Source organism: Micromonospora sp. NPDC049903 (assembly GCF_044460945.1).
Taxonomy (GTDB): Bacteria; Actinomycetota; Actinomycetes; order Mycobacteriales; family Micromonosporaceae; genus Micromonospora.
Genome location: NZ_JBITKL010000008.1, coordinates 197,883 through 222,646 on the forward strand (window position 1 = coordinate 197,883; position 24,764 = coordinate 222,646).

A 24,764-nucleotide genomic window follows, 5' to 3' on the forward strand; every position below is an offset into this window, starting at 1 on the left:
GGTTCCCCTCTTCCCCTCCCTGACATCCGGAGCAGTCATGTCCTCGACAGTGACAACCCCACGACCGAGCAACGTCTCCGAGGCACTGGCCCGTGGCCGCCTCGGGGTGCCCTCGGTGGTGTTCTTCGTGCTCTCCGCGGCGGCGCCGCTGACCGTGGTCGCCGGTGTGGTCACCACCGGCTACGGCGTCGTCGGGGTGCTCGGCATCCCGCTGGCCTTCCTGGCGGTCGCCGCCGTGTTGGCGCTCTTCTCCGCCGGCTACGTGGCGATGGCCCGCCGGATGGCCAACGCCGGCGCCTTCTACGCGTACGTGGCCCGGGGGCTGGGCCGCCCGGCCGGGGTGGGCGCGGCCTGGGTGGCGCTGATCGCGTACAACGCCCTCCAAGTCGGGCTCTACGGCACCATCGGCGCCGCGGCGGCACCGGTGCTGGACCGGCTGTTCGGCGTGACGCCGCAGTGGTGGATCGTGGCGCTGCTGGCCTGGGCGCTGGTGGGCCTGCTCGGGCTGCTGCGGGTGGACATCAACGGCATGGTGCTGGCCGCGCTGCTCTGCGCCGAGATCGCCGTCATCGTGCTGTTCGACCTCGGCCAGTTGGGGAACCCGGCGGGCGGCAGCGTCAGCTTCGCGGCGTTCTCGCCGGACAACTTCTTCGTGCCCGGCCTGGGCGCGGTCCTGGTGCTGGCCATCCTCGGCTTCGTCGGCTTCGAGGCGGCGGTGGTGTTCAGCGAGGAGAGCAAGGACCCGCAGCGGACCGTGCCGATGGCCACCTACCTCTCGGTGGCGATCATCGCGGTGGTCTACGCCCTCTCGTCGTGGAGCATGACGGTGGCCGTCGGCCCGGACCGGATCGTCGAGGAGGCCGGCACCCAGAGCGTGGAGCTGATCTTCAACCTGGCCGGCGCGCACCTGGGCGACACCGTCCTCACCATCGGCCAGGCGCTCTTCCTGACCTCGGTGCTGGCCGCGATGATCTCGTTCCACAACACCACCGCGCGGTACGCCTTCGCGCTGGGCCGCGAGCGGGTGCTGCCGGCGGTGTTCGGGCGGACCTCGCCGACGACCGGCGCGCCGCAGGCCGCCTCGCTGGCGCAGAGCGCGCTCGGCCTGGTGGTGATCCTGCTGTACGCGTTCAACGGCTGGGACCCGGTCCTGCAACTGTTCTTCTGGCTGGGCACCAGCGGTGGCTTCGGTGTGCTGCTGCTGATCGCGACCACCGCGGTCGCCATCATCGTCTACTTCGCCCGCAACGCCGAGCAGGAGACGCTCTGGCGGCGGCTGGTCGCCCCAGGGATCGCGGCGGTCGCGCTGACCGCCATCATCGTGCTGGCCGTGCAGAACTTCGCCAACCTGCTCGGCGTCGAGCCCGACTCCCCGCTGCGCTGGGCCTTCCCGGCGGTGTACCCGGTGGCCGCGTTGCTCGGCGCGCTCTGGGGACTGACGTTGCGCAGCAGCCGGCCCGACACGTACGCCCGGATCGGTCTGGGGGCGGAGAGCGCCGCCGCGGCCGTGACCCCGCCGTCGCCGGTCGAGGCGGAGGTGCGGCGATGACCGCTCCGACGATCGCCCGTCTCGACGTGGCCGACACCCGATGGGTGGCCGAGCGCATCGCCGAGTCCTTCCTGGTCCTGGACGCCACCCGGTGGCTGGTCCCGGACGAGGCCAAGCGGGAGGCGGTGCTGGCCGGGAACTTCGAGATCATCGTGGCGCACGCGATGCGGCACGGGCTGGTGTTCGGCACCGCCGACCGGGCCGGGGTGGCGGTCTGGCTGCCGTCGGTCGGTGAGCCGCTGCCGCCGCCGGAGGACTACGACGCCCGGCTGGCCGCCGCGTGCGGGGAGTGGACGCCGCGCTTCGTCCACCTGGACGAGCTGTTCGCCGCCCATCACCCGCACCGGGACCACCATCACCTGGCGCTGCTGGCCGTGCGGCCGGACCGCCAGGGGCAGGGGGTGGGTTCGGCGCTGCTGCGGCACCACCACGCCTGGCTGGACGCCCACGGCGTACCGGCCTATCTGGAAGCGAGCAGCGAGATCGGCCGCGACCTCTACGCGCGGCACGGATACCGGGTGTCGGAGCCGTTCCGGCTGCCCGACGACACGCCGTTCTGGCCGATGTGGCGGGAGTCGTCCGCCACCTGAGTCGTCCGCCCCACCGGCTCGGCCGACGCGGGCGCCGGCCCGGGTGGGCCGACGGGCCGAGCCGGTGACGGCGGACACGACGGTGGCCGGGTCCCTGCGGACCCGGCCACCGTCGCCACCCCCTCTTAGTACGTACCGTCGAGCTGCCCCCGCAGCTTCGTCAGCGCCCGGGCCAGCAGCCGGGACACGTGCATCTGCGAGACGCCGATCTGCTCGGCGATCTGCGACTGGGTGAGGTTGCCGTAGAAGCGCAGGGTGAGGATCTTCTGCTCGCGCTCGTCCAGCGTGGCCAGCGCCGGCCCGAGGGCCACCCGCAGCTCGGCCAGCTCGAACTCGCTGTCCTCGCCGCCGAGCATGTCGCCCAGCTCGGTGGCCCGGTCACCGTCACCGGTCGGGGTGGACAGCGACACCGCGTTGTATGCGCGGGCGCCCTCCAGGCCCTCCAGGACCTCTTCCTCGGTGAGGCTGAGGTGGCTGGCGATGTCGGCGACCGTCGGCGAGCGACCCAGGGTCTGCAACAGCGAGCTGTTGGCGTCGGAGATGGCCAGCCGCAGCTCCTGGAGCCGCCGGGGGACCCGGATGTCCCAGGTGCGGTCGCGGAAGTGCCGCTTGAGCTCACCGATGATGGTGGGGATCGCGTAGCCGGCGAAGTCGACGCCCCGGGTGGGGTCGAACTTGTCGATGGCCTTGATGAGGCCGACGGCGGCGGTCTGGGCCAGGTCGTCGGTGGGCTCGCCGCGTCCGCTGTAGCGGTGTGCGAGGTGGTTGGCCAGCGGCAGCCAGGCCTCGATCGCCCGGTCGCGCAGCGCGGCCCGGGACGGGTGTCCGGCCGGCAGCGCGGCCATCGCGTTGAGTAGGTCGGTGGCGCTGTCGGAAAGCGAACGCGGGTCGAGCTTCGGTGCCGTGGTGGGCGCCGGGGCAGTCGCCGTTTCGGTGAGCGCGGTCATGGTGGTCCTCCCTGCACCTCGTCCGCGGATAAAGACGTGACGCTTTGGTTTAGAGCCTGTTAGTCCGTTCGGGAGTCACCTTAGCCTGATCGTGCCGCAGAAATCTAGCCGAACGGACGATGTACTTAAGTGATTTCAAGGAATGAAACATGCTCAATCGGTCATTCGTAGATCAAATGCCACCGGGCCGGAGGGTGATTCGTGAGCTCAACCGGGCGGTTCGGACGATCCCTCATCGGTCGTTGCCCGCGACGGCCCGGACGGACGGCGAGCCGACACCGCCGATCGGAGGAGACGTCGCCGGGTCGGTTCGACGACTGTCGCCTATCCGTCGTTGTCCCGTCGGTGGGACCGGGCATAGCGTCGCGGGGGACTGTCGACCGGAGGTGTTGTGCTCGACCCCGCGGTGCCCCAACTCGTCGTGAACTGCCGGACGCTGTATTTCAGCTGGTTGCCGGCGGATCCGGACGCGGTGGCGGAGCTCGTGCCGGCCGGGCTCCACCCGCATCCCGACGGTCAGGTCTTCATGAACCAGTACGTGGTCGACGACGCGAGCCAGACCTCCGGCTTCGGCGCGTACTCGCTGACCTATCTCGGGGTGACCCTGGCCGGCGTGGACGCCCCCGACGGGGTGACCCCGGGGGGCTGGTGGACCCACTACGTGACCTCCAGCGAGCTGGTCCGCCGGTACGCCCTCGGCCGGGGCGCCCCCGCGCTGACCGGCGACACCACCATCGCCGTGAACGGCCACGAGCTGGTGACCGAGACCACCATCGACGGCGCGCCGGTGATCCGCGCCCGGGTACGCGCCGGGGAGACCGGGCACACCGTGCACAACGGCCACCACCGGTACGTCACCGCGCTGCACGGCCGGTTGGTCAGCAGCATCTATCCGGTGGTCGCCGAGCCGTCCACCTCCTTCGAGATCGAGTCGGTGGAGTTCCTGGACCCGGATCACCCGGTCTACGTGTTGCGGCCGGAGAATCCGCTCACCATCGGGTGGGGCTACTACTCCCCACGGGGGTCCTTCGCGTACCCGGGTGGTCTGACCGTGCTCGACGCCCCGGAGTCCGGGTCGGCGGAACCGCCGTACGCCGAGCGCACGCTGCCCGCGCTCGGCTGAGCGACACCGACGCCGCCACCAGCGGAGAAATACGGGTCGCTTTCGGGTTTTCCCTGGTCCAGATGGGTAAGCCAGTCGCGGGTCGGTACGCCCCGGTGCGCTGGGCGACATCGTCGTGCGCGTCGGCGTGCCCGCCCGGAGGCCGTCCCGGCCTCATCCATCCGGATCGGGCTCGCCCCGTCGGCCGTCGGTGCCGATGGCGTACGCCCGGCTTCGGCCCGAGCAGCGAGGAGGCCGCACCATGCCCGGCGAGATGACGAACTCCGTGACCGAGCACCGTGAGCAGGCGGTGGAGAGCGAGCGGGGGGCGCTGTTGGCCGTACTGGTGATGGTCCTGCTGGGCGTGGCCGGCATTTTCGCCGTCTCCTGACCCGATCGTCGCTACCCCGTGACCGATTGCGGGCTCAGTCGGTGGCGGGCTCAGTCGGTGGCGAGGCGGGCGTGCAGGTGTTCGTCGTGGCGTCGACCGTCGCCGTAGCGGTGTGACTGGCGCAGCGTTCCCTCGACCGGATACCCGGCCCGTTCGGCGACCCGGCAGGAGGCCGGGTTGGCGACCGCGTGGCACAACTCGATGCGGTGCAGGCCCAGATCGCGGAAGGCCCACTCGGTGAGCCGGCTGACCGCCGCCGAGGCGAGGCCCTGCCGGCGGGCGGCGGCGACGGTCCAATAGCCGATCGACGCGTCGCCCGCGTGGATCCGGTGCAGCGACACCGAGCCGAGCATGATCTCCGGCCGGGTCGGGTCGGCCACCGCCAGCGAGACGTGGGTGCCCTGGGACCAGTCGGCCCGCCAGTGCACCCACTGGCGGGCGGCGTCGAGGTCGAACGCGTCGCCCTGCGGGTTCCACTGGGCGATGGCCGGGTCGTGCCACGCGGCCAGCACGGCGGGCGCGTCCGCCGTGCTCCAGGGGCGTAGCAGCAGGCCGGGGCCGGTCAGTTCCACGACGCGAAAGTGTCGCACAGTCGCATCCTCCGCCGTGGGGCATGCCCCACGGCGGAGCACGCCCTCGTCGCGCGGGCACGCCCCCCGCGATCATGGACTTGTGGTAGCGACACAAGGCACATAAGCCCCGGAACCCTCGCCAGTACTCCATGATCGGCGGGGTCTCGCCGGTATCGCTTCAAAGTTTGACCAAATCATTCACCTGGGCGATGTGGTGCAGATGGTGCCTGCTCCGGGCGTCATTGTTCAAATTTTGAATACGTGCTACCGTGGCGTCATGACCGAGAGCCTGAGCGAGGTGCGACTCGCCGCCTGGCGGGCGTACATCGAGGCGAGCCAGCGGTTGTTCACCCGGCTGGAGGACGACCTGCGGGCCGCCAGCGAGCTGAGTTTCGCCGACTACCACGTGCTGGTGCTGCTCGCCGAGGCCCCGGGGCAGCGACTGCGGATGGGTGAGCTCGCCGGTCGACTGGTCTTCTCGCCCAGTCGACTGACCTACCAGGTCTCCTCCATGCAGCGACGCGGCCTGGTCGCCCGGCAGCCCTGTCCGGACGACGGGCGCGGCAGCGAGGCGGTGCTCACTGCCGCCGGGCTGATGGCGCTGCGCGAGGCCGCTCCGCACCATCTGCGCTCGGTCCGCACCCACCTGATGGACGACCTCGACGACGCCGAGATCGCCTGCCTGACCACGGTCTTCACCCGACTCGGCCAGCGGCTGCAGGGCACCCCCGGCGCCGCCCCCCGCGAGAGCTGAAGGAGCCTCCGATGCCCGCCATCACCGTCGACAACGTCCTCGTCCTGCCCCGGCTGCCGAAGCTCGACGAGTCCACCACCGTCATCCGGCCGGTCCGCCGGCTGACCACCGCGCCCAGCGGCTTCGAGGGCGAGGGCTTCCCGGTGCGCCGGGCCTTCGCCGGGGTGCCCACCACCGAGCTGGACCCGTTCCTGCACCTCGACCAGATGGGTGAGGTGGAGTACGCGCCGGGCGAGCCGAAGGGGACCAGTTGGCACCCGCACCGAGGCTTCGAGACCGTCACGTACATCATCGACGGGGTCTTCGACCACCAGGACAGCCACGGTGGTGGCGGCACCATCACCAACGGCGACACCCAGTGGATGACGGCCGGCAGTGGCCTGCTGCACATCGAGGCGCCGCCGGAGCACCTGGTGGTCAGCGGTGGGTTGTTCCACGGCACCCAGCTCTGGGTCAACCTGCCCAAGGTGGCCAAGATGAGCCCTCCGAAATACCAGGACATCCGGGGCAACCAGGCGGCACTGGTCACCACGCCGGACGGCGGCGCGCTGGTCCGCGTGATCGCCGGTGAGATCGCCGGGCACCAGGGACCCGGATCGACGTACACGCCGATCACCGTCGCCCACGTGACGGTCGAGCCCGGCGCGCAGGTCGACCTGCCCTGGCGGCCGGACTTCAACGCCCTGGTGTACGTGCTGGGCGGCCGGGGCACGGTCGGCGCGAACGGGCGCGGCGTCCGTACCGGGCAGCTCGCGGTGCACGGACCGGGCGACGCGCTGCGGTTCAAGGCCAACGCCCGGCAGGACAGCCGCACCCCGACGCTGGACCTCTACATCATGGGCGGGCAGCCGATCCGGGAGCCGGTGGCCCAGTACGGCCCGTTCGTGATGAACAGCCGGGACGAGCTGATCCAGGCGTTCGAGGACTACCAGGCCGGTCGGCTCGGGGTCGTCCCGGCGGAGCGGGTGCCGCACACCGGCGGTCAGGGCGACCGCCCCTGACGGGTGAGTGCGGGGAGAGCCCGCCCCGGTGCGCGGCCGGGGGGATGGCCGCGGCAGCCGGGGCGGGCGGTCCTACCCGGGTGTGACTCGGCCCGGTCGGTGGCACCGCGCCGGCCGCACGCCCGGTTCGGTCGCGGTGCGCGGCGGCTTGTTCTCGGCGTGGCCAGACGAGCCACCGACCCGGCCCGGCGCGTGCGGTAGCTCGCCGGAGACTCCGCCCGAGCGTGCGCAGGTGGGTACGTCCGTGGTCGTCCGAGCGGCCACGCCTCGGCATGCCGCACCTGGTACGTGCCGTCACCGGCCGGACTTGCGCTGGTGCTGACTGCGGACCCCGTTCGTCCGCACCGGATTCACGACCCGTCGCCCTCGGCGGTCATCGGGCCGCCGACCTGGCGGCCCCACTCCGCGCGAGGCTGAGGTGGGTAGATTTGTTGTCGTTCCAGCGACAACAAATCTACCCACCTCGTGTCGTCTGCTCACGATCGCGACCTCGCGGTGAGCGCGGCCGGGAGCGCTGCGCGTACGGGACGGGTGGGACCTGTACCGGTCGCATCCCTGCGGGCTTGAGGAACAGCGCCCGTCGGACGGTGGCGTCCCCGTGCCGGTCGAGTTGGTACACGTCCACCCACGCCCACCCGTCGTACGTGGGCCGATCCAGCTTCCGGATGAGCCGCACCAGGACGGGTGTGCTGAACTGCGGGGACGCTTCCCGGGTCAGGAGGTACACGCCCGGGGAGACGGAGGCCCTCGCCGCTGCGTTCCACGCGCTCACCACCCGCGTGTGGGGAGGACGTCCGCGAGGTCAGGGCGGACCCGGGCGTACCGGCGACGAGGGCGGAGGGTCCGGTCGGCCTGCACCTCGTGCCCGTACACCTCGATCCACACGTTGCCGTCGCGCTCGATCCGGTCGACCACCTCGGCGACGTACAGGGTCAGCTCGCCCGTACCGGGCTCGTAGGCGCCCTCCGGCGCGCGGACCACGTCGCCGACGGCGAGGCCGGTACGCGGAGCGGGCTCACCCCACCGCCCGGCGGGTACGGCATTCGCGGGTTTCGACACGGTGCCTCCTCCGTCGACGTTGGAGGGGGTCGCCGTGGTTGCTCGCCCGACGGCGACCCCGACAGCACCACGAGCGGGTTTCCGATCCCAGGCTCGCCATGCCGTACACCTGACACCTTGCCGAGGGTTGTGGGACCAACACACTGCGTTGCAATATCGCCTGTAGACGCTTGGAACGTTCTGAAGGGGCAAAGGATGAACCACGCAGTGGTCGAGGCGATGGCGGCGACGGGCGAAACCGCAGAGAGTCTCGCAGCTCAGATAGGGGTAGACCCGAAGACCGCAGCCAAATGGGCGAACCCTGGACGGATTCCACAGACCCGTCACCGAGCGCTGGTCGCTGCGGCTCTTCAGCGAGACGCCGAGTACCTATGGCCGGACGTACTGAAGCGGCGTGAACCGTCGTGGTTCCGCCGATGGGTCGACATCGAGCGCGAGGCAGTCGCGTTGCGGGCATTCCAGCTCGCCTGGGTACCGGGGCTCCTGCAAACCGAGGCGTATGCGCGGGCGACGCTCGCGTGGGAAGCCCTGTCGCCGACCGATGTCGACGAATTGGTGGCGGCGCGGCTGGCGCGGCAAGCCATCCTCACCCGGGCGCACGCGCCGTTGCTCGTCGTGGTCGTCGACCAGGCTGTTCTCGATCGGGCTGTAGCGCCCGACCGGGCGATTATGGCGGCACAGCTCGCCTACCTTGCCGAGGCCGCCGAACGACCCAACATCGACCTCCACGTGGTGCCCACGGAGACCGCAGGCTACCCGGGCCTGAACGGACCGTTCACGATCGCTGATCTGCCGGACGGCACGCGTATGGCGCATGTGGACAGTCAGGCACGTGCGCAGATCATCGATCAAGCAGCGGAGCTTGGTACCCTCGAACGCAGGTGGGAACGCATTCGGAGCGAGGCTCTTCCCCGGGGGCGATCCCTAGATCTCATCAGGGAAGCGGCAGCATCATGGACATGACCGACGCCCAGTGGCGTAAGAGCAGCAAGAGCGGCAGCAACGGCGGCGATTGCGTCGAGGTCGCGGACAACCTTTCTGGCGTCGTCGGTGTGCGGGACTCCAAGGACCCGACCGGCCCGGTGCTGGCCTTCGGCCCGGCGGCGTGGCGCAGCTTCGTCGAGCTGGCGAAGCGGGCCTGATCCAGCGCAGCACGGAAAGCCCTCGGCGGTGGCCGGGGGCTTTGTCGTAGGGCGGTCGGGGCGACGGCCCTGACCACGCGAAACGGCCCACGGGCGGGAGGGTTCCCGCCCGTGGGCCTCGCGTGCGTCAGGTCGCCGGTTGTGCCTGGCGACCGCCCAGGTGCAGCCGGCCCACGAGCTGTCGGGCCTGCTCGGCCACGTCCGCCTCGACGGTGACCGCGTACTGGTTGGCCCGCAGCGAGCTGGCCGAGGTGAAGTCCCGCTTGCCGCCGGTCATGGCGTGCGCGACCCCGCCGAACACGGCACCCCAGACGGCACCGATGACCAGGCCGACCAGGAGCACGGCCAGCCAGTTGCCGACCGTGAAGATGCCGAACAGCAGGCCGATGAACAGTCCGAGCCAAGCACCGGTGCCGGCGCCGATCAGCGCGGCCCGGGCCGTGGTCAGCCGACCGAGCACCGTCTCCACCAGGGTGAGGTCGGTGCCGACGATCGCGGTCCGTTCGACCGGGAAGCGGTTGTCGGCCAGATAGTCCACGACGCGTTGCGCGGACGGATAGTCCGGGTACGCGCCCAGTGTCACGGTCGGCGGCCCGGCTGGCGGGCCGTGCCCGTCGCCACCGGGTGCCGCGGTGCGGCCTCCGGGGCCGGACGGGAGGGTGCCGCCGCCGGTCACACCGGGTTGCCAGGCCGAGGGATTCGACTGTGTGGTCATGGGTCTCCTCCTTTGTCTGTAGTCGCGTTCCCGCCCGTGGCGAGCGGTAACGCCGGTGGCGGATCCGGTACCGGCCGGGCAGACGACCGGGCCCCCGGCCACCGCTGTCGCGGTGTCGGCCGGAGGCCCGGTCTGTGGTGGTGGCCCGAGGGCCCGGTGTGGTCCTGGGAGCGCGCCGGTCAGGCGCAGGTGCCGCCGTTCAGGGTGAAGGGGCCGGGCGTCGGCAGGCTGCTGCCGCTGTAGGTGCCCTGGAAGCCCACGCTGATCGTGCCGCCGACGGGCACGCTGCCGTTGTAGGCGACGTTGCGGACCTCGATGCGGTCACCGGACTGGCTCCACGTGCCGTTCCAGCCGTTGCTCAGCCGTACGCCGGAACCGGCGTTGAAGGCGAGCGTCCAGCCGGTGAGCGCCACACTGCGGTTGGTGACCCGGATCTCGGCGGTGAAGCCGCCGGCCCACGTGTTCGGGTTGAACGTCACCGCGCAGCTGCCGGCGGGCGGGTTGGACGGAGGCGGCGTGGTCGGCGGCGGGGTGGTGGGGGGAGTGGTGGTCGGCGGGGTCGTCGTCGGCGGGGTGGTGGTCGGCGGGGGGCCGGCCGCGATCGCCAGGTCGTACGCCCGCTGCGGCACGAACTGTCCGGCGGCGGCGATACAGCCGTCGGCCTCGCCGGGCAGCTTCACCCAGAGGAACGCGTCGATCGCCGAGTCGCCGGTGGCGGTGGTGCTCGGCGTGCCGATCGCCCGCCCCGGCGGGTCGCACCACTCCGAGCCGGCCGGGCCGTTGCCGTTGCGGCTGGTGTCGATGACCGCCTTGAGACGGGAGTTGCCGGTGGCCTGGATGATCTGCTTGGCGTACGAGACCTCGTCGGCCGTGCGGCGGTAGTTCGACACGTTGACCGAGATGCCGTCGGCGCTGTTGGCGACGTCCGCCGCGTTCAGTCGAGCGGCCGCCTCGCTGGGTGCGAGCCATCCACCGTGGCCGATGTCGAAGTAGACCTTCGCCGCTGACGAGCCGGCCTTGAGCGCCTTGCCGGCGTACGCCATGGAGGCCCGGACCTCGGCCTGCTGGCTGGCGTTCATGCAGCTCGTCATGATCGGGAGCACGTCGGGCTCCAGGATGATCGTGGCGGGCCGACCGCCGAGCCCGGCGGCGACCTGGTCCACCCACTGCCGGTAGGCGGTGTGGTTGGGCGCACCGCCGCCGCTGTGGTTGCTGCAGTCGCGGTTGGGGATGTTGTAGACCACGAGGATCGGGATCTTGCCGGCGTTGGCGGCGGCGTTGACGAAGGAGCTGACCTCCGCGCGTACGGTCGAGGTGTTGGTGGTGGTGTACCAGCGCGGCTGCGGGACGCTGGCGATCCGGTCCCGGATCACGGCGGCCTTGGAGTCGTTCGGGTTGGCGGCCACCCAGCGGGCGGCGCTGGTGTCCGGATCGACGTAGAACACGGAGTCGGCGGCGGCTGCGGGCGCGGGACGCAACGCGCCCACGCCGACGGTGGCGACCACGGTCAGTGCCGTCGCGACGGCGCCGACCACGGCATAGGTGCCTCGGGTTCTCATGTACTGCTCCTCGTATGCATCGAAGACAGTGCGTGGAAGCGCTCCCACATGTCCGACAAAGTACGGGCCGGTTGCGAACTTGTGAAGACCTTCCGGAAGTATCCGGAGGATCGACGGGCACCGCTCGGTCGCCGCCACCCGGGCCAGGTCGCGAATACGATCATCGGATGGGACTGGATCGGGCGGGTGTCGTGGTGGTCGGTGCGGGTATCGCGGGCGTCGCCTGCGCCGGGGAACTGGCGCGGGCCGGCGTGCCGGTGGAGATCCGCGAACGCGGTCGGGTGGCCGGCGGTCGGATGGCGAGCAAACGCTTCGACGGCCGCCCCGCCGACCTGGGTGCCGCCTACCTGACGGTGAGCGATCCCGAGTTCGCTGAGGTGGTACGCGAGTGGGAGGCCGCCGGCCTGGCCCGCGAGTGGACCGACACCTTCGTCTCCTACGACGGCGGCGGGCGGCGTGAGGTCCCCGGGCCGATGCGCTGGGCCGCTCCCCGGGGACTGCGGTCACTCGTCGAGCACCTGGCCCGCGACCTGCCCGTGGTGGTGAACCGGCTGGTGCTCGGCGTCGAGGCCGGTCCGCTGGTGGACGGCACGACGTGCGCGGCGGCGGTCCTGGCGATGCCGGGCCCGCAGGCGGCGCTGCTGCTCGACCCGGCCCTGGCCGCCGCCACCGAGGCGGCCGGGCGGCAGCGCTGGGCGCCGACGCTCTCCGCCGTGCTGCGCTTTCCGACCCGACGCTGGGCCGACTTCCGGGGCGCTTTCGTCAACGACCATCCGCTGCTCAGCCTTGTCTGCGACGACGGCGACCGGCGCGGCGACGGCGCACCGGTGCTGGTCGCGCACACCACGCCGGAGTTCGCCGCCGGTCATCTCGCCCAGCCCACCGGCGCCGCGTCGGCCGTCGAGGCGGCCGTCCGCGACCTGTTCGCGCTGCCCGACCGGGCCGAGCACGTGCACGTGCACCGCTGGACGTACGCCCGGCCCACCTCCGACGCCGGCGCCGGGTTCCACCTGGACGGCGACGGGATCGGGCTGGCCGGGGACGCCTTCGGCGAGTCCCGGGTGCAGACCGCCTGGCGTTCCGGCCGTGACCTCGGCCGCGCCCTGGTCCAGCGCCTGACCTGACGCGCGGTCTCCCCGGCGACCAGCCGCCGTTCGGGACGGCCAGCCCGGTCGGAATGGTCAGCCCGGTCGGGGCGGTCAGCCCGGCAGGGGTGGTCAGCCTCCGGGCGCGGGCTGGTCAGGCGGGCGGGAGCAGGATCTCGAACCAGACCGTCGAGCCGCGCACGGTGGGGTCGGTGCCCCAGGCGTCGCTCAGCTCCTCGATCAGGCCCAACCCCCGGCCCCGGCTGCTCAGCGTGTCGGTGCGGGCCCGGGTCACCGTGCCCCGGGACCCGGAGTCGGCCACCGAGACGAGTAGGCGCTCCGGGCTGAGGTCGATCTCGACCCGTGCCTCGGTGCCGGCGTGCAGCAGGGCGTTCGTGGTCAACTCGCTGGTGCAGAGCACCGCCGCGCCGATCACCGACTCGGCCACCCGCCACTCGGTGAGCAGCGCGGTCATCCAGTGCCGGACCCGGCTCGGGGCGGTCGGCTCGGCCGGCACCTCCATCCGTGCCGACCGGCTCGGCCGCAGGGCGTACTCGACGGCCAGCACCGCGACGTCGTCCTCGGTGGCCCCGGGGACCGAGGCCGTGGCGGCGGCGCACAACGCCCTCGGGTCACCGCTGGGCGCGGCGGCCACCGACTCCGCCAGGCGGGCCAGGCCGTGCGACAGCCCCTGCCGTCGGCGTTCCACCACGCCGTCGCTGAACAGCAGCAGGGTGTCGCCGGGGGAGAACGCGACGGTGCCGGTGGCGGGGTGGTAGCCGATGCCCAGCGGCGCGCCGGTCGGCACGTCCACGTACTCGGCCCGTGGTTCGCCCCCGGGACCGCAGCGCCGCACCAGCGGCGCCGGGTGGCCGGCGCTGGCCAGGGTGAGCTGCTCCCGCTCCACGTCGATCACGCCGAACGCCACGGTCACGAACAGCTCGTATGTGCCGGTCTCGGACCCGAGGCTGGTGACCAGCCGGTCGAGCCCGGCGAGCACATGGTCGGGGCGCGGGTCGTTGAGTGCCAACGCCCGCAGCGCGGCCCGGACCTGTCCCATCCGGGCGGCAGCCTGCACGTCGTGCCCGGCCACGTCGCCGAGCACCACCCCGAGGTCGCCGGTGGGCAGCACGAACGCGTCATAGAAGTCGCCACCGGCGGCGTTGCCGTCGACCCCCGGGTCGTAACGGGCGGCGATCCGCAGCAGCGGCAGGCTGGGCAGGTTCTCCGGCAGCATGCTGCGCTGGAGCAGTTGGGCGGTGCCGTGCTGGGTCTCGAAGCGGCGGGCCCGCTCGGTAGCCTGCCCGACCAGCTCGGCCGACGCGGCCAGCAGCGCCCGTTCCGGCGCGGTCCAGGCGTGCGAGGTGCGGTAGCCGACGGTGAGCGCGCCGCGTACCCCGGACGCGCGGAGCGGCACTGCCGCCAGGGCGCGGACCCGCTGGTCGTGCCGGTCGGCGGCGATGTCGCGCAGCGGCTCGCCGTCGTCGACGAACCGGGGCTGGCCGCTACCCGCGCTGAGCGCCGCCGGTGCCGGCCAGTCCGCCGGCCCGCGCCGCCACAGCGGGGGCAGCCGTTCGTCCGCCTCGTCCACCAGCTCGCCACGGACCCGGCGGACCAGTCGCCAGCCGCCCCCACCGCCGGCGTCGTCGACGGCGAACGAGACCCGGTCGGCGTCGAACGAGGTGAGCGCGTACCGCAGCGCCACCCGGGCCACGTCGTCGAGCGTCAGCGTGCCGGACAGCGCCGCGGCGAACTCGCTCAGCTCCTGCAACTGACGGGTCGCCGGATTGGTCTCCGCGACCACCGACAGCACCCCGGCGATCCGGCCGCTGCTGTCGCGGACGGTCGAGCAGGCCCAGATGTAGACGGACGGGTCGAGACCGTCGGAGTGCAGCGGGAGGGGTGCCTCCTTCTCCAGAAACGGCTCACCGGTGCGGTAGGTCTGCTCCACCACGTCACCGACGCCGGGCAGCCGCCACACGTGGTCGAAGACCTCGGCGGCGGGCCGACCCACGGCCTGCGGGTGCCGGTCACCGATCAGCTCGGCGTACGCGTCGTTGTAGAGCAGTAGCAACTCGTCGCCGAGGTACAGCGCCATCGGTGCGGGTGAGGCGAGCACCACCTCCACGGCGGCGCGGACCGCCGGGTCCCAGGACTCGCGGGTGCCCAGCACCGTCGCCCCCCACTCGTGGTGGCCGACGACGGTCGCGGCGCGCGGCATCGGCGCGCGGGGCACCTGGCCTGCTGGCGTGGGGACTCGCCCGACCGTTCCTGGCATGACCGCAGCCTAGCCCGACCCCTCGACCCGTGTTTCCGATCATGCGCCCGGCGGTTCGTGCCGGGACATCAGGGCAGGTCAGAGCCGTTCTGTCGGGATGTGTCGGGAAAAAGCAGGTGACCTGCACGGCGTGCCGTCCCGACGTTGGGGTAAGCGCGCGGGGCAGTCCATGCGACAGGAGGGACATCATGCCGGAAACCCTGGCGGCCAGGCAGGTCAACATCGGTGACGCTGTGGCCGACATGTGGAGGTCGGTGCTGCTGTTCGTACCGAGGGCCATCGCGTTCATCGCGATCCTGGTGGTCGGATGGCTCATCGCCAGAGCCGTGCTCAAGATCGTTGATGCGGTCCTGGAACGGGTGGGGTTCGATCGCGCGGTCGAACGGGGCGGCATCAAGCGCGCGCTCGAACGGACCAGGTACGACGCCAGTGACATCCTGGCGCGCCTGGCGTACTACGCCGTACTGCTGTTCACGCTTCAGTTCGCCTTCGGCGTCTGGGGTCCGAACGCGATCAGCAACCTGATCGGCGGCGTGGTGGCCTGGCTGCCCCGGGCCTTCGTGGCGATCGTGATCGTGGTGATCGCCGCGGCGATCGCCAACGCGGTACGGGACCTCGTCAGCGGGGCGCTGGGTGGTCTGTCGTACGGGCGGGTGCTGGCCGACCTGACGGCGGTCTTCATCATCGCGCTCGGCGTCATCGCGGCACTGAACCAGGTGGGCATCGCCACCACCGTCACCACTCCGGTCCTGATCGCGGTGCTCGCCACGGTGGCCGGCATCCTGATCGTCGGCGTGGGCGGTGGTCTGGTCAAGCCCATGCAGGACCGCTGGGACGGCTGGCTCCACCGGATCGCGGAGGAGTCGCGGGCCGTCCGCGAACAGCGGCAGGGCGCCCAGGCCGGACGCAGCGACATGCAGCGGCAGATGGCCGACCGGGCGGGCGCCGAGCGTTCCCAGGCGATGTCGAGGGGGCAGGAGTCCTCGATGTCGGGGGGACGGGGTACGTACCAGTCCGGGACCTCGGGTGACGAGACCCAGCAGTTCGGTCGGTGACCGTACGCGTACCGGGACGGGTGTCCGCCACACGGCGGGCACCCGTTCACGTCACAGCGGAGGCGGCTGCGGAGCCGGGGTGTCCAGCGCGGCGGTCAGCGCGCAGACGGCGAGCAGACGCACCAGCACCCAGTCCGCCTCGGCCCACTCGACCGGGGCGGTCGGCGGCTGCCAGCCGTGCTCGGCGGCGGCGGCCCGGAGCCCCTCGGCGTAACCGGCCAGGGCCGCGGTGGTCAGCGGGGTGAGGTCGCCGTGCAGGCTGTCCCGGACCGCGGCGGCGTGCTGGTCGACCACGGCGAGCAGTCCGGGCAGTGCTCCGGCGGCGGCCAGCCCGTCGAGGCCCACGGTGGTGGCGAGCGTCATCAGGGCGGACCGGTTGTCCTCGACGGTGGTCCGGGTCCGAACCCGGTTCGACGGCACGCGCATGGGGAACGAATCTAGCCAACTCGGACCGGCGGCGACCTCGGCCGCTCGGCTGGTCGGGGGATCGGCCGGTCGTCGTCTCGGGGTCCGGACCCGGACGCGCGACCGCCCGACCGGGCAGTGGCGGTAGCAGGGAGGCACGAATGGACACCACCGACGGCCCCGACGAGCGGCACCGGCGACCGGCCGGTGTGAGCGACGACACGGTGGAGGCGCTCGGCAAACTCAGCGAGGCGCTGGAGTGCGTGGAGCGCGCCCGGGGCGAGCTCTACTCCATGCATCAGCGCATCGGCCACGCCGACCTGATGCTGGACGAGGCGGTCCGGATGTTCCGCGCGGCCGGCCACCCGACGATCGCCGACCGGATCGCCGACGAGCTGGTGGGCCGGAACGTGATCGCGGATCGCTGGACGTTCCAGATCGTCGAGGACTTCGACGACGGGTACTACGCGCTCTTCCGTGACCTGGACCGGGCGGCCCGCGACGAGCTGGTCGGGGGTCGGCGGCACCTGTACGAGGCGGAGATGAAGGAGCGGCGTCGTACCCGTGGTCGAGCGGGTCACGAGGCCCGCCCGCAGGAAGCCGGGTGAGGCGGTTCGTCCGCCCGCCGGGATCCAGGTGTGGAGCGGGTTACTCCGTCGAGCGGGCGTCCGCCGGACGGCGGCGTGCGGTGTCGTCAGCGATGATCACCGTGGCCACCATCAGCGCGACGCAGAGGCTGAACAGCCAGGAGCTGTCCTCGGTGAACCTGGCGGAGACGGGCGCCTGAGCGGCGGCGAGCAGGAAGCCGAGCCATGCCAGGCGGCGTTGACGCGTGGTGAGGAAGCCGGAGCCCTGATGCATCCCGAAAGTCTTGCGCGCCGTCGCGGCGTTGCCGTCAGCCGAACGGCCGAATCTGTCCGACCCGTCCGAATCCCGATCCGTCCGGCTGACCCAATCACCGCCGATCATGAGCGTGTCGGCCCCGCAGAGGGCGGTGCCGCGCACTGGTCGGCGGTGATCCGGTGGTGTCGTCAGAGAGTGTCCGGGCCGGTACGACCGGTGGTGGAGGGGCGGTGGGCGCGGTCCGGGTCGGTCGGCTCGCGACCCGTGCCGGGCACCTGCGTACCCCGGTCGGCGGCCTCCGGGCCATGGCCGAACGCGGCCTCTTCACCGGCGTCGTTGCCGGTCACATCGTCGGACTGCCCGTCGAGCGTGGACCGGGCGACCGCTCGGTCCAGTTCCTCCAACGGCAGCCGTTCCTCGTCACGCCACACCCTGTCGTCGCTCATACCCTCGCCCTACCCCCACCCGCACCGGCCAAACGGCGCATCGGCGCGACCGCCGGCGACGGGCACCGGCAATGGCGACGGCCGCCGGGTGAGCGGCGGCCGTGGCGGAAGGTACGGGAGGGATCAGGGCTGCGGTCGGTCGACGGTTCCTCGCCAGGCACCGGTCTCCTGACCGCGTCGCTCGATGAACTGCTTGAAGCGTTGCAGGTCACCCTTTGCCCGGCGGTCCACGACGCCCAGCTTGTCGCCGGCCTGTTCGAGAACACCCTGCGGGTCGAACTCCAGCTGGAGGCTGACCCGGCTGGTCTGCTCGTCGAGCCGGTGGAAGGTGACCACCCCGGCGTGCTTGGTGCCGCCGGTCGAGCGCCAGGCGACCCGTTCGTCGGGGAGCTGCTCGGTGATCTCGGCGTCGAACTCGCGCTTGACCCCGGCGATCTCCACGGTCCAGTGGGTGAGCGTGTCGGAGAGCTGACGGACCTCCTCGACGCCCTCCATGAAGTGGGGGAACTCCTCGAACTGCGTCCACTGGTCGTACGCCGTCCGGATCGGGACGGACACGTCGACGTGCTCGGTTACACCACTCATCAGGATCCTCTCCTGCGCCGGTGCGGGGGCTGGCCGCAGAGGGCCGTCCTCACCAGCGCGTCGTCTCGTTCTTGTGGCCGAGCGCGGCCCAGACCTCGGACACCGTCTGGTACCGGGTGCCCTCCGGCAGGCGCTCCAACTCGGCGAGCAGGTCGTCCGGCGCCTCGTTCTCCCGCGCGTTGGCGAGTAGGGCCGCCCGGTCCCCGGGCAGGGCGGTCATCGTGATGAACCGTCCCAACCGGCTGCGGGCCTCCACGTCCTCGGACGTCATGCCCTGCGGAGTGCCGCTGCGGGTCTCGCCGCCGACGACGGTGGTCGTCTCCGGCTGGTCCTCGCCCGCAGGCTCCGGCACCCGGAACTCGTCGACCCGCGAGCCACCGGTCCCCGGCCCCTGGACCAGGCCGTTGACCTCCTGCTCCATCTGCTCGTCGACTCTCGGTGCGTGCTTGCTGCTGCCGCGTTCCATGCCTTCTGCGCTACCCGGCGAGGTGGGCGGTAAACGCGGCACCGGGTCACGAAGGTGCCGGCGACCGGGGCGGCAGTACCGGCTCCTCGGCGTCGCTCACGCCGGACTGGAGCACCCGGCCGCGCTGCAACTCCGCGTTGATCTGCACCCCGAGCAGCAGGGCGGAATTGGACACGTAGAGCCAGACCAGGAAGGCGATCACCGCGCCGAGGCTGCCGTAGGTGGTGTCGTACGAGCCGAAGTTGGCCACGTACAGGCCGAAGCCGAAGGAACCCAACGCCCAGGCGACCAGCGCCACCGCCCCGCCCGGGGTGAGCCAGCGGAACCGGGGCTGACGGACGTTCGGCGCCACCCAGAACAGCACCGACATCAGCAGCATCGCGATCATCGCCAGCACCGGCCACTTCACCACCGACCAGGCCGTCCGGGCCGCGCCTCCGGCGCCGACCAGGTCGCCGACCGCGTCGGCGACCGGGCCGCTGACGATCAGTCCGGTGGCCACCACGGCGAGCAGCACCAGCGACAGCGCCGCCAACCCGATCTGGATCGGCCGCAGCTTCCACACCGGCCGCCCCTCGGTCACCCCGTAGATGGTGTTCGAGGCGCGGGTGAACGAGGCGATGAAGTTGGAGGCGGACCAGAGCGCGCCGAGCAGACCGAAGCTGAGCAGCACCCCGGCCGAGCTGTTCTGCTCCACCACGCCCCGGACCACGCCGACGAAGTTCTCGTTGGCCACCACCGACCCCGCCCCGACGTCCCGGGCCAGGTCGAGCACGGTGTCGACGGTGCGTTCCCCGTCCGAGACCAGCCCGACCAAAGCGACCACCACGACGGTGGAGGGGAAGAGCGCGAGCACGCCGTAGTAGGTCAGGGCGGCGGCCCAGTCGGTGCAGTTGTCCCGCAGGTAGTTGCGGACGCTGCGAACCAGTACGCCGCGCCAGGTCGACCAGTGCAGTTGCCGGATCCGGCCGGGTAGCGCGGACACCGGCGGCTCGGCGGCCGGGGCGTCCGGGTTCGTCGTGGTCATCACCGCTCCCTGCTGACGACCGGCAGCGGGTACGCCGGGTGGCCCGGCCGGTACCCCCGTCCACGCGACGGCAAACCGGGTACCGGGGTTTACCACCGCGCGGACTGGGAACGCCAGTCGGAATGGCCCGACCACGGAGGAGGATCGAGATGCCCGGGCGTGAGGTACTGCCCAGCACGCTGCGGCGCTCCCCGGACAAGGCGCAGCGCACCTGGGAGAAGACGCACGATTCGGCCGTCGAGACGTACGGCGAGGGGGAGCGGGCGCACCGGACCGCCTTCGCCGCCGTCAAGCACGAGTTCGAGAAGGTGGGCGACCACTGGGAGCCGAAGGGCCGCAAGGGCCCGAGCGACCGGCAGGCCGCCGGGGGCGGCCCGGAACGGCGGGCACCCACCGCCGGCGGGGTGGACGCGAACGCCCCCAAGGAACACCTGATGGCCAGGGCCCGCGAACTGGACGTGCGGGGCCGGTCGAGCATGACCAAGCCGGAACTGGTCACCGCCATCCAGAAGGCCAACAACCGGCAGACCGCCAAGGCTCGCGGCGACTGACCCACGCGGCGGCTGACCGACACCCCGAGGGCCCCGACCCCGCCGTCACCGGCGTGGGTCGGGGCCCTCGGCGTACCGGCGCGGTCCTCACCAGTGCCCGCCGCCGGGCGCCTCGATGTGCACCGCCTTGGTGGCGGTGAACTCGTCCAGCAGCTCCGGGCCGTAGCCGAAGCCCTGGCCGCTGCCTCGACGCGGGTGGGCCGCCCCGGCCGGGGCACCGCCGAAGACCGCGTTCACCTTCACCGTGCCCACCGGCAGCTCCCGCCAGGCCCGCTGGGCGTGACTCATGGAACCGGTCAGCACGGTCGCGGCCAACCCGTACGGCGAGTCGGCGGCACACCGCAGCGCCTCGCTGAACGAGTCGACCACCACCACCGGCGCGACCGGCCCGAACGTCTCCTCCCGCACCAGCGCCATGTCGTGCCGACAGTTGTCCAGCACGGTGGCCGGGTAGAAGGCGCCCGGCCCCTCCGGCAGCGTCCCGCCGACCCGGATCCGCGCCCCGTCGGCGACCGCTGCCGTCACCTGCCCGTGCACCTGGTCGCGGTGCCGCCGGTCGACCAGCGGCCCCAGGTCGGTGGCCGGATCGCCACCCGGCCCGACGCGCAGCGCCGCCGCCCGCTCCACCAGCGCGGCGACGAAGTCCTCGGCCACGTCGCGATGCGCGTAGACGCGCTCCACCGCAACGCAGATCTGTCCCGCGTTGGCGAACGCGCCGGTCGCGGCCTGCCCGGCGGCCCAGACCGGGTCCACGTCCGCGTCCACGATCAACGGGTCGCTGCCGCCGTTCTCCAGCAGCACCTTGGCGCCGCTGCGGGCGGCTGCCGCGGCGACGGCCCGGCCGGTCATGGTCGACCCGACGTGCGCCACCACGTCCACCTCGGCGCCGGCGAGCGCCGCGCCGGTCTCGGCCCCGCCGGTCAGCAGCGAGAGCACACCGGCCGGCAGCGCCGAGTCGAACGCGCGGGCCAGCAGCCACCCGGTCGCCGGGGTGCGTTCGCTCGGCTTGTGCAGCACCACGTTGCCGGTGACGAGGGCGGCGCCGAGCAGCCCGCACGACACCGCCACCGGGTCGTTCCACGGCGTGATGACGGCGACCACGCCGCGCGGCTGCGGTGTCATGAAGTCCAGGGCGTCGGGTGCGCCGTGCAGGGTCCGTCCACCCCGGGCCGGGGCGAGTTCGGCGTACTGCCGCAGGGTGGCGATGCCGGCCTCGACGCCGCCCCGGGCGTCGGCGAGCGGCTTGCCCATCTCGGCGGTGGTCGCCTCGGCCAGCTCGTCGGCGGCGGCGGCCACCGCGTCGGCGGCCCGGTGCAGCGCGGCGGCCCGCTCGGCCGGGGGCGTCGCCGCCCACTCGGCCGCCACGCCGCGCGCCGCCGCGACCGCCTTGCCGACCTCGTCGGCCGTGGCGACCGGCGCGCCGGTCACCGGAGTGCCGGTCGCCGGGTCGTGCACCACCAGGTCACCGGCCTCCCCGCCGGCTCCCCACACCCCACCGATGAGCTGCGCAACCGTGTACATGGCGCGCTGCATGCCCGGATGGTCGCCGGGCAAACGTTTCGCCCGGTTGAGCCCGGGTAGCGTCGGTGGATGATGCCGTCCGGTTCTCTCGGCGCCGAAACCGCCGACGCGGTGGTCGTCGGCGCCGGCCACAACGGTCTGGTCGCCGCGAACCTGCTCGCCGACGCGGGCTGGGACGTGCTGGTGCTGGAGGCGACCGGCGCGCCGGGTGGCGCGGTGCGCTCGGCCGAGGTTACCGCCCCCGGATACCTGAGCGACCTCTACAGCTCCTTCTATCCGTTGGGCTACGCCTCCCCGGTGCTGCGCGGGCTCGACCTGACCCGGTACGGACTGGCCTGGCGGCACGCCCCGGACGTGCTGGCGCATCTCTTCCCGGACGACCGGGCCGCCCTGCTCAACCGCGACCCCGAGGTCACGGCGGCGTCGCTGGAGGAGTTCGCGCCCGGCGACGGCGAGCGTTGGCTGGCCGCGTACGCGCAGTGGCAGCACATCGCCGACCCGATGCTGGACCTGATCACCACCCCGTTCCCGCCGGTCCGCCCCGGTCTGGACGTACTGCGTCGGCTGCACACCGGCGGCGCGTTGCGGCTGGCCCGGCGGATGGTCCTGCCGGTGCGCCGCCTCGGTGAGGAGCTGTTCGCCGGTGCCGGCGGGCCGGCGTTGATGGCGGGCTGCGCGTTGCACACCGACCTGTCCACCGAGGACGCCGGCTCCGGCGTGTACGGCTGGCTGCTGGTCATGCTCGGCCAGCAGGTCGGCTGGCCGGTGCCGACCGGCGGGGCGCAGAAGATCACCGACGCGCTGGTGGCCCGGCTGACCGAGCGGGGCGGCCGGATCCGGCACGACGCCCGGGTGGACCGGGTCCTGGTGGCCCGGGGCCGGGCGATGGGCGTACGCACCGCCGACGGCGGGTTGTACCGGGCCCGCCGGGCGGTGCTGGCCGACGTGCCCGCACCCGCGCTCTATCTGGACCTGGTCGGCGCGGCGGCGCTACCGCCGAGGCTGGTGGCGGACCTGGAGCACTTCCGCTGGGACGGTTCGACGCTGAAGGTGGACTGGGCGCTGTCCGGCCCGGTGCCGTGGACCAATCCACGGCTGGCCACCGTCGGCACCGTGCACCTCGGGGCGGATCTCGGCGGGCTGACCGGCTACGCCGCCACGCTCGCCCGAGGTGAGCTGCCCCGCGACCCGTTCCTGCTGGTCGGGCAGATGACAGTGGCCGACCCCAGCCACTCCCCGCCGGGCACGGAGTCGCTCTGGTCGTACACGCACCTGCCGTTCCGCCGGCACTGGCGCAGCGAGGACGTGGTCGGTCACGTGGAGCGGATGGAGGCGGTGCTGGAGGCCGCCGCGCCCGGCTTCCGGAGCCTGGTGGTGGGCCGGCACGTGTTCGGGCCGGCCGATCTGGAGGAGGCCAACCCGAGTCTGGTCGGCGGTGCCCTCGGTGGTGGCACCGCCGCGCCCTACCAGCAACTGTTCCTCCGCCCGGTGCCCGGACTGGGCCGCGCGGACACCCCGGTCGACCGGCTCTTCCTGGCCAGCGCGTCGGCGCATCCCGGCGGCGGGGTGCACGGGGCGCCGGGGGCGAACGCGGCCCGGGCCGCGCTGGCCCGGGACCGGATGCTCACCGGTGGTGTGTACCGCCGGGCCGTGGACACCGCACACCAGGCCGTGTACCGCTGACGCGGTCGGTCGCGGCCCGCGCGGCGGCTCAGCGCTCGATGCCGCGATGCCGGGTACGCAGCTTGAACGGCATCAACGCACTCTCGATCTTGGTGGCGGTGGTCATCTTCGAGTCGCCGTCGCGCCGTTCCTCGAAGCGGATCGGCACCTCCAGGATGGTGTGCCCGAGCTTCGTGGCGAGGTAGTGCATCTCCACCTGGAAGCTGTAGCCGTTGGACTGCACCCGCTCCAACCCGATGTCGCGCAGCGCGTCGGCCCGCCAGATCTTGAACCCGGCGGTGAGGTCCCGGATGCGGACCCGCAGCAGCGTGTGCACGTACAGGTTGGCCCAGCCGCTGAGCGCCCGCCGGTAGAGCGGCCAGTTCTCGTCCAGCTCGCCACCGGGCACGTACCGGGAGCCGATCACCACGCCCGCCTGGGTGGACAGCAGCGCGCCGAGCATCCCCGGCAGCGCCTCCGGCGGGTGGGACAGGTCGGCGTCCATCTGGGCCACGTACTCGGCCCCGCCGTCGAGGGCCCGGCTGATCCCGTCCACGTACGCCCGGCCGAGACCCTCCTTGCCCGGCCGGTGCACGACCTCGATGCGCTCCGGGTGCTCGATGGCCAGCTTGTCCGCCACCTCGCCGGTGCCGTCCGGGGAGTTGTCGTCCGCGACCAGCACCTTCAGGCCCGGCAACGGCAGGGCGAGCAGGCGCTCGACCAGCAGTGGCAGGTTGCCCGCCTCGTTGTAGGTGGGTACCACGACGGTCAGGCGCGCGTCCCCCCACGGCGTGGGTAACTGGACGGGTTCGATCATGGGGGACATCCTCGGTCTGCGGACAGGCTTCCCCGTGAGCGTAGCCACTTGTCCGTTCCAGGGGGAATCGGCTCCCCCTGCCCAGGTCAGTCCGGTGCCTTCTGCCGACGGGCGATGTCCGCGAGCCGACTCAGCGTCTCCTTGTTGCGTTGGTGCAGCACCAAGTCATTGATCTTGGTGCGCAGCCAGCGCAGCGGGCCGGCGGCGAAGTCCTCGCCGAGCAGCACGCGGGTGCTGTTGGGTCCGGTCGGTTCCAGGGTGAAGACCACCACGCCCTCGCCGGCCGGCCAGAGCTTGACCCGTAGCACCAGCTTGCGTTCCGGCTCGCATTCCAACACCTGGGACGAGTCCTCCAGGGAGAAGGGCCAGGGGCCGGCCCGGTGGTGCAGCCGGGTGCCCACCCGAGGCCAGTCGTCGTCGACGTTACGCATGTGCGCCGTGCCGACCACCCAGTCGCTGTAGGTCCACCCGTCCGCCAGCACGGCCCAGACCTGCCGTACGGGTGCCTCGATGATTCGCTCCACGATCGCCACGAACAGGCCGTACCCAGGTGGGTGGCCCGGCTAACGGCGTCACGGGTTAGCTTCTCGGGGGCCGTGGGTAAGGCCACCCGCGAGCGGCGGTGCGTCGGTCGGTGCGGGA

At 72.4% G+C, this 24,764-nt stretch carries 27 protein-coding genes; 12 read left to right on the forward strand and 15 right to left on the reverse strand.

Annotated features, from left to right (window positions below):
• The first annotated feature begins 37 nt into the window (after positions 1-37).
• Both ACIBO1_RS15865 and ACIBO1_RS15870 read left to right on the forward strand, forming a co-directional pair.
• Positions 38-1,549, forward strand: a complete 1,512-nt coding sequence (locus ACIBO1_RS15865; protein ID WP_396746553.1) for an APC family permease — start codon at positions 38-40, stop codon at positions 1,547-1,549.
• Positions 1,546-2,139 (forward strand): GNAT family N-acetyltransferase, encoded by a 594-nt coding sequence (locus tag ACIBO1_RS15870; RefSeq protein ID WP_396746556.1) that lies wholly within the window; start codon positions 1,546-1,548, stop codon positions 2,137-2,139. Before ACIBO1_RS15865 ends, ACIBO1_RS15870 begins: the two co-directional genes overlap by 4 nt.
• A 125-nt stretch (positions 2,140-2,264) precedes the next feature.
• Here the strand turns inward: ACIBO1_RS15870 and ACIBO1_RS15875 are convergent, their stop codons facing one another.
• Positions 2,265-3,086 (reverse strand): SigB/SigF/SigG family RNA polymerase sigma factor, encoded by an 822-nt coding sequence (locus ACIBO1_RS15875; protein WP_396746559.1) that lies wholly within the window; start codon positions 3,084-3,086, stop codon positions 2,265-2,267.
• Positions 3,087-3,477: 391 nt separating this feature from the next.
• Here ACIBO1_RS15875 and ACIBO1_RS15880 point away from each other — a divergent pair, with 391 nt between their 5' ends.
• Positions 3,478-4,209, forward strand: coding sequence for a hypothetical protein (locus ACIBO1_RS15880; protein ID WP_396746562.1), 732 nt, complete (start codon positions 3,478-3,480; stop codon positions 4,207-4,209).
• Between the two features lie 420 nt (positions 4,210-4,629).
• Here the strand turns inward: ACIBO1_RS15880 and ACIBO1_RS15885 are convergent, their stop codons facing one another.
• Positions 4,630-5,169, reverse strand: coding sequence for a GNAT family N-acetyltransferase (locus ACIBO1_RS15885; protein ID WP_396746565.1), 540 nt, complete (start codon positions 5,167-5,169; stop codon positions 4,630-4,632).
• Between the two features lie 259 nt (positions 5,170-5,428).
• Between ACIBO1_RS15885 and ACIBO1_RS15890 the strand changes: the two genes are divergently transcribed.
• Both ACIBO1_RS15890 and ACIBO1_RS15895 read left to right on the forward strand, forming a co-directional pair.
• Entirely contained in the window at positions 5,429-5,905 is a 477-nt protein-coding gene (locus tag ACIBO1_RS15890) for a MarR family transcriptional regulator (protein ID WP_350695166.1), read from the forward strand.
• An 11-nt stretch (positions 5,906-5,916) separates the two neighbouring features.
• Complete coding sequence (locus tag ACIBO1_RS15895) at positions 5,917-6,906, forward strand: pirin family protein (RefSeq protein ID WP_396746568.1); 990 nt, start codon at positions 5,917-5,919, stop codon at positions 6,904-6,906.
• A gap of 768 nt (positions 6,907-7,674) precedes the next feature.
• On the opposite strand, the gene ACIBO1_RS15900 is transcribed toward ACIBO1_RS15895, so the two are convergent.
• Positions 7,675-7,965 (reverse strand): hypothetical protein, encoded by a 291-nt coding sequence (locus tag ACIBO1_RS15900; protein WP_396746571.1) that lies wholly within the window; start codon positions 7,963-7,965, stop codon positions 7,675-7,677.
• Between the two features lie 195 nt (positions 7,966-8,160).
• Here ACIBO1_RS15900 and ACIBO1_RS15905 point away from each other — a divergent pair, with 195 nt between their 5' ends.
• Positions 8,161-8,928 carry a DUF5753 domain-containing protein gene (locus ACIBO1_RS15905; RefSeq protein ID WP_396746574.1) on the forward strand — a complete coding sequence of 256 codons (768 nt, stop codon included), beginning with the start codon at positions 8,161-8,163 and terminating at the stop codon, positions 8,926-8,928.
• Positions 8,919-9,107, forward strand: coding sequence for a DUF397 domain-containing protein (locus ACIBO1_RS15910; RefSeq protein ID WP_396746577.1), 189 nt, complete (start codon positions 8,919-8,921; stop codon positions 9,105-9,107). The genes ACIBO1_RS15905 and ACIBO1_RS15910 overlap by 10 nt, the downstream gene beginning before the upstream one ends.
• Positions 9,108-9,234: 127 nt before the next feature.
• On the opposite strand, the gene ACIBO1_RS15915 is transcribed toward ACIBO1_RS15910, so the two are convergent.
• Together ACIBO1_RS15915 and ACIBO1_RS15920 are read right to left on the reverse strand one after the other, a co-directional pair.
• On the reverse strand, positions 9,235-9,822 hold the full coding sequence (locus tag ACIBO1_RS15915) for a general stress protein (RefSeq protein ID WP_396746580.1): 588 nt from the start codon (positions 9,820-9,822) through the stop codon (positions 9,235-9,237).
• 179 nt (positions 9,823-10,001) lie between these two features.
• Positions 10,002-11,381, reverse strand: coding sequence for a glycoside hydrolase family 6 protein (locus ACIBO1_RS15920; RefSeq protein WP_396746583.1), 1,380 nt, complete (start codon positions 11,379-11,381; stop codon positions 10,002-10,004).
• Between the two features lie 167 nt (positions 11,382-11,548).
• On the opposite strand from ACIBO1_RS15920, the gene ACIBO1_RS15925 reads away from it, so the two are divergent.
• Complete coding sequence (locus ACIBO1_RS15925; RefSeq protein ID WP_396746586.1) at positions 11,549-12,505, forward strand: NAD(P)/FAD-dependent oxidoreductase; 957 nt, start codon at positions 11,549-11,551, stop codon at positions 12,503-12,505.
• A 115-nt stretch (positions 12,506-12,620) separates the two neighbouring features.
• On the opposite strand, the gene ACIBO1_RS15930 is transcribed toward ACIBO1_RS15925, so the two are convergent.
• A complete protein-coding gene (locus ACIBO1_RS15930; protein WP_396746589.1) occupies positions 12,621-14,744 on the reverse strand; it encodes a SpoIIE family protein phosphatase in 2,124 nt (707 codons plus the stop codon).
• A gap of 188 nt (positions 14,745-14,932) precedes the next feature.
• Between ACIBO1_RS15930 and ACIBO1_RS15935 the strand changes: the two genes are divergently transcribed.
• On the forward strand, positions 14,933-15,799 hold the full coding sequence (locus ACIBO1_RS15935; RefSeq protein ID WP_396746592.1) for a hypothetical protein: 867 nt from the start codon (positions 14,933-14,935) through the stop codon (positions 15,797-15,799).
• Between the two features lie 51 nt (positions 15,800-15,850).
• Here ACIBO1_RS15935 and ACIBO1_RS15940 read toward each other — a convergent pair whose 3' ends face one another.
• Positions 15,851-16,225, reverse strand: a complete 375-nt coding sequence (locus ACIBO1_RS15940; protein ID WP_396746595.1) for a DUF6401 family natural product biosynthesis protein — start codon at positions 16,223-16,225, stop codon at positions 15,851-15,853.
• 140 nt (positions 16,226-16,365) lie between these two features.
• Between ACIBO1_RS15940 and ACIBO1_RS15945 the strand changes: the two genes are divergently transcribed.
• Complete coding sequence (locus ACIBO1_RS15945) at positions 16,366-16,812, forward strand: hypothetical protein (RefSeq protein ID WP_396746598.1); 447 nt, start codon at positions 16,366-16,368, stop codon at positions 16,810-16,812.
• A 40-nt stretch (positions 16,813-16,852) separates the two neighbouring features.
• Here the strand turns inward: ACIBO1_RS15945 and ACIBO1_RS15950 are convergent, their stop codons facing one another.
• The 5 genes from ACIBO1_RS15950 to ACIBO1_RS15970 all read right to left on the reverse strand — a co-directional run bounded on the left by ACIBO1_RS15950 (position 16,853) and on the right by ACIBO1_RS15970 (position 19,571).
• Positions 16,853-17,209, reverse strand: coding sequence for a hypothetical protein (locus ACIBO1_RS15950; protein ID WP_396746600.1), 357 nt, complete (start codon positions 17,207-17,209; stop codon positions 16,853-16,855).
• A gap of 26 nt (positions 17,210-17,235) precedes the next feature.
• Positions 17,236-17,493, reverse strand: coding sequence for a hypothetical protein (locus ACIBO1_RS15955; protein WP_350695150.1), 258 nt, complete (start codon positions 17,491-17,493; stop codon positions 17,236-17,238).
• A gap of 123 nt (positions 17,494-17,616) precedes the next feature.
• Complete coding sequence (locus ACIBO1_RS15960) at positions 17,617-18,078, reverse strand: SRPBCC family protein (protein WP_396746604.1); 462 nt, start codon at positions 18,076-18,078, stop codon at positions 17,617-17,619.
• A 49-nt stretch (positions 18,079-18,127) separates the two neighbouring features.
• Complete coding sequence (locus ACIBO1_RS15965; protein WP_396746607.1) at positions 18,128-18,544, reverse strand: DUF2795 domain-containing protein; 417 nt, start codon at positions 18,542-18,544, stop codon at positions 18,128-18,130.
• A 46-nt stretch (positions 18,545-18,590) separates the two neighbouring features.
• Entirely contained in the window at positions 18,591-19,571 is a 981-nt protein-coding gene (locus ACIBO1_RS15970) for a YihY/virulence factor BrkB family protein (RefSeq protein WP_396746610.1), read from the reverse strand.
• Positions 19,572-19,720: 149 nt separating this feature from the next.
• On the opposite strand from ACIBO1_RS15970, the gene ACIBO1_RS15975 reads away from it, so the two are divergent.
• Positions 19,721-20,122 (forward strand): ChaB family protein, encoded by a 402-nt coding sequence (locus tag ACIBO1_RS15975; protein WP_396746613.1) that lies wholly within the window; start codon positions 19,721-19,723, stop codon positions 20,120-20,122.
• An 87-nt stretch (positions 20,123-20,209) separates the two neighbouring features.
• On the opposite strand, the gene ACIBO1_RS15980 is transcribed toward ACIBO1_RS15975, so the two are convergent.
• Entirely contained in the window at positions 20,210-21,643 is a 1,434-nt protein-coding gene (locus ACIBO1_RS15980; protein WP_396746751.1) for an aldehyde dehydrogenase family protein, read from the reverse strand.
• A gap of 72 nt (positions 21,644-21,715) precedes the next feature.
• Between ACIBO1_RS15980 and ACIBO1_RS15985 the strand changes: the two genes are divergently transcribed.
• Positions 21,716-23,326, forward strand: a complete 1,611-nt coding sequence (locus ACIBO1_RS15985) for a phytoene desaturase family protein (protein WP_396746754.1) — start codon at positions 21,716-21,718, stop codon at positions 23,324-23,326.
• Positions 23,327-23,354: 28 nt separating this feature from the next.
• Here ACIBO1_RS15985 and ACIBO1_RS15990 read toward each other — a convergent pair whose 3' ends face one another.
• Together ACIBO1_RS15990 and ACIBO1_RS15995 are read right to left on the reverse strand one after the other, a co-directional pair.
• A complete protein-coding gene (locus ACIBO1_RS15990; protein ID WP_350695142.1) occupies positions 23,355-24,122 on the reverse strand; it encodes a polyprenol monophosphomannose synthase in 768 nt (255 codons plus the stop codon).
• Between the two features lie 86 nt (positions 24,123-24,208).
• Positions 24,209-24,655, reverse strand: a complete 447-nt coding sequence (locus tag ACIBO1_RS15995) for an SRPBCC family protein (protein WP_396746616.1) — start codon at positions 24,653-24,655, stop codon at positions 24,209-24,211.
• Positions 24,656-24,764: the final 109 nt, after the last annotated feature.

Excerpts from the sequence above, each read along its gene's own strand:
- ACIBO1_RS15990 (WP_350695142.1), bottom strand. The coding sequence starts at position 24,122 with ATGATCGAACCCGTCCAGTTACCCACGCCGTGGGGGGACGCGCGCCTG.
- ACIBO1_RS15905 (WP_396746574.1), top strand. The coding sequence starts at position 8,161 with ATGAACCACGCAGTGGTCGAGGCGATGGCGGCGACGGGCGAAACCGCA.
- ACIBO1_RS15925 (WP_396746586.1), top strand. The coding sequence starts at position 11,549 with ATGGGACTGGATCGGGCGGGTGTCGTGGTGGTCGGTGCGGGTATCGCG.
- ACIBO1_RS15945 (WP_396746598.1), top strand. The coding sequence starts at position 16,366 with ATGGACACCACCGACGGCCCCGACGAGCGGCACCGGCGACCGGCCGGT.
- ACIBO1_RS15965 (WP_396746607.1), bottom strand. The coding sequence starts at position 18,544 with ATGGAACGCGGCAGCAGCAAGCACGCACCGAGAGTCGACGAGCAGATG.
- ACIBO1_RS15865 (WP_396746553.1), top strand. The coding sequence starts at position 38 with ATGTCCTCGACAGTGACAACCCCACGACCGAGCAACGTCTCCGAGGCA.
- ACIBO1_RS15915 (WP_396746580.1), bottom strand. The coding sequence starts at position 9,822 with ATGACCACACAGTCGAATCCCTCGGCCTGGCAACCCGGTGTGACCGGC.
- ACIBO1_RS15970 (WP_396746610.1), bottom strand. The coding sequence starts at position 19,571 with ATGACCACGACGAACCCGGACGCCCCGGCCGCCGAGCCGCCGGTGTCC.
- ACIBO1_RS15940 (WP_396746595.1), bottom strand. The coding sequence starts at position 16,225 with ATGCGCGTGCCGTCGAACCGGGTTCGGACCCGGACCACCGTCGAGGAC.
- ACIBO1_RS15890 (WP_350695166.1), top strand. The coding sequence starts at position 5,429 with ATGACCGAGAGCCTGAGCGAGGTGCGACTCGCCGCCTGGCGGGCGTAC.
- ACIBO1_RS15870 (WP_396746556.1), top strand. The coding sequence starts at position 1,546 with ATGACCGCTCCGACGATCGCCCGTCTCGACGTGGCCGACACCCGATGG.
- ACIBO1_RS15930 (WP_396746589.1), bottom strand. The coding sequence starts at position 14,744 with ATGCCAGGAACGGTCGGGCGAGTCCCCACGCCAGCAGGCCAGGTGCCC.
- ACIBO1_RS15910 (WP_396746577.1), top strand. The coding sequence starts at position 8,919 with ATGGACATGACCGACGCCCAGTGGCGTAAGAGCAGCAAGAGCGGCAGC.
- ACIBO1_RS15985 (WP_396746754.1), top strand. The coding sequence starts at position 21,716 with ATGCCGTCCGGTTCTCTCGGCGCCGAAACCGCCGACGCGGTGGTCGTC.
- ACIBO1_RS15980 (WP_396746751.1), bottom strand. The coding sequence starts at position 21,643 with ATGTACACGGTTGCGCAGCTCATCGGTGGGGTGTGGGGAGCCGGCGGG.
- ACIBO1_RS15895 (WP_396746568.1), top strand. The coding sequence starts at position 5,917 with ATGCCCGCCATCACCGTCGACAACGTCCTCGTCCTGCCCCGGCTGCCG.
- ACIBO1_RS15920 (WP_396746583.1), bottom strand. The coding sequence starts at position 11,381 with ATGAGAACCCGAGGCACCTATGCCGTGGTCGGCGCCGTCGCGACGGCA.
- ACIBO1_RS15960 (WP_396746604.1), bottom strand. The coding sequence starts at position 18,078 with ATGAGTGGTGTAACCGAGCACGTCGACGTGTCCGTCCCGATCCGGACG.
- ACIBO1_RS15875 (WP_396746559.1), bottom strand. The coding sequence starts at position 3,086 with ATGACCGCGCTCACCGAAACGGCGACTGCCCCGGCGCCCACCACGGCA.
- ACIBO1_RS15935 (WP_396746592.1), top strand. The coding sequence starts at position 14,933 with ATGCCGGAAACCCTGGCGGCCAGGCAGGTCAACATCGGTGACGCTGTG.
- ACIBO1_RS15975 (WP_396746613.1), top strand. The coding sequence starts at position 19,721 with ATGCCCGGGCGTGAGGTACTGCCCAGCACGCTGCGGCGCTCCCCGGAC.
- ACIBO1_RS15955 (WP_350695150.1), bottom strand. The coding sequence starts at position 17,493 with ATGAGCGACGACAGGGTGTGGCGTGACGAGGAACGGCTGCCGTTGGAG.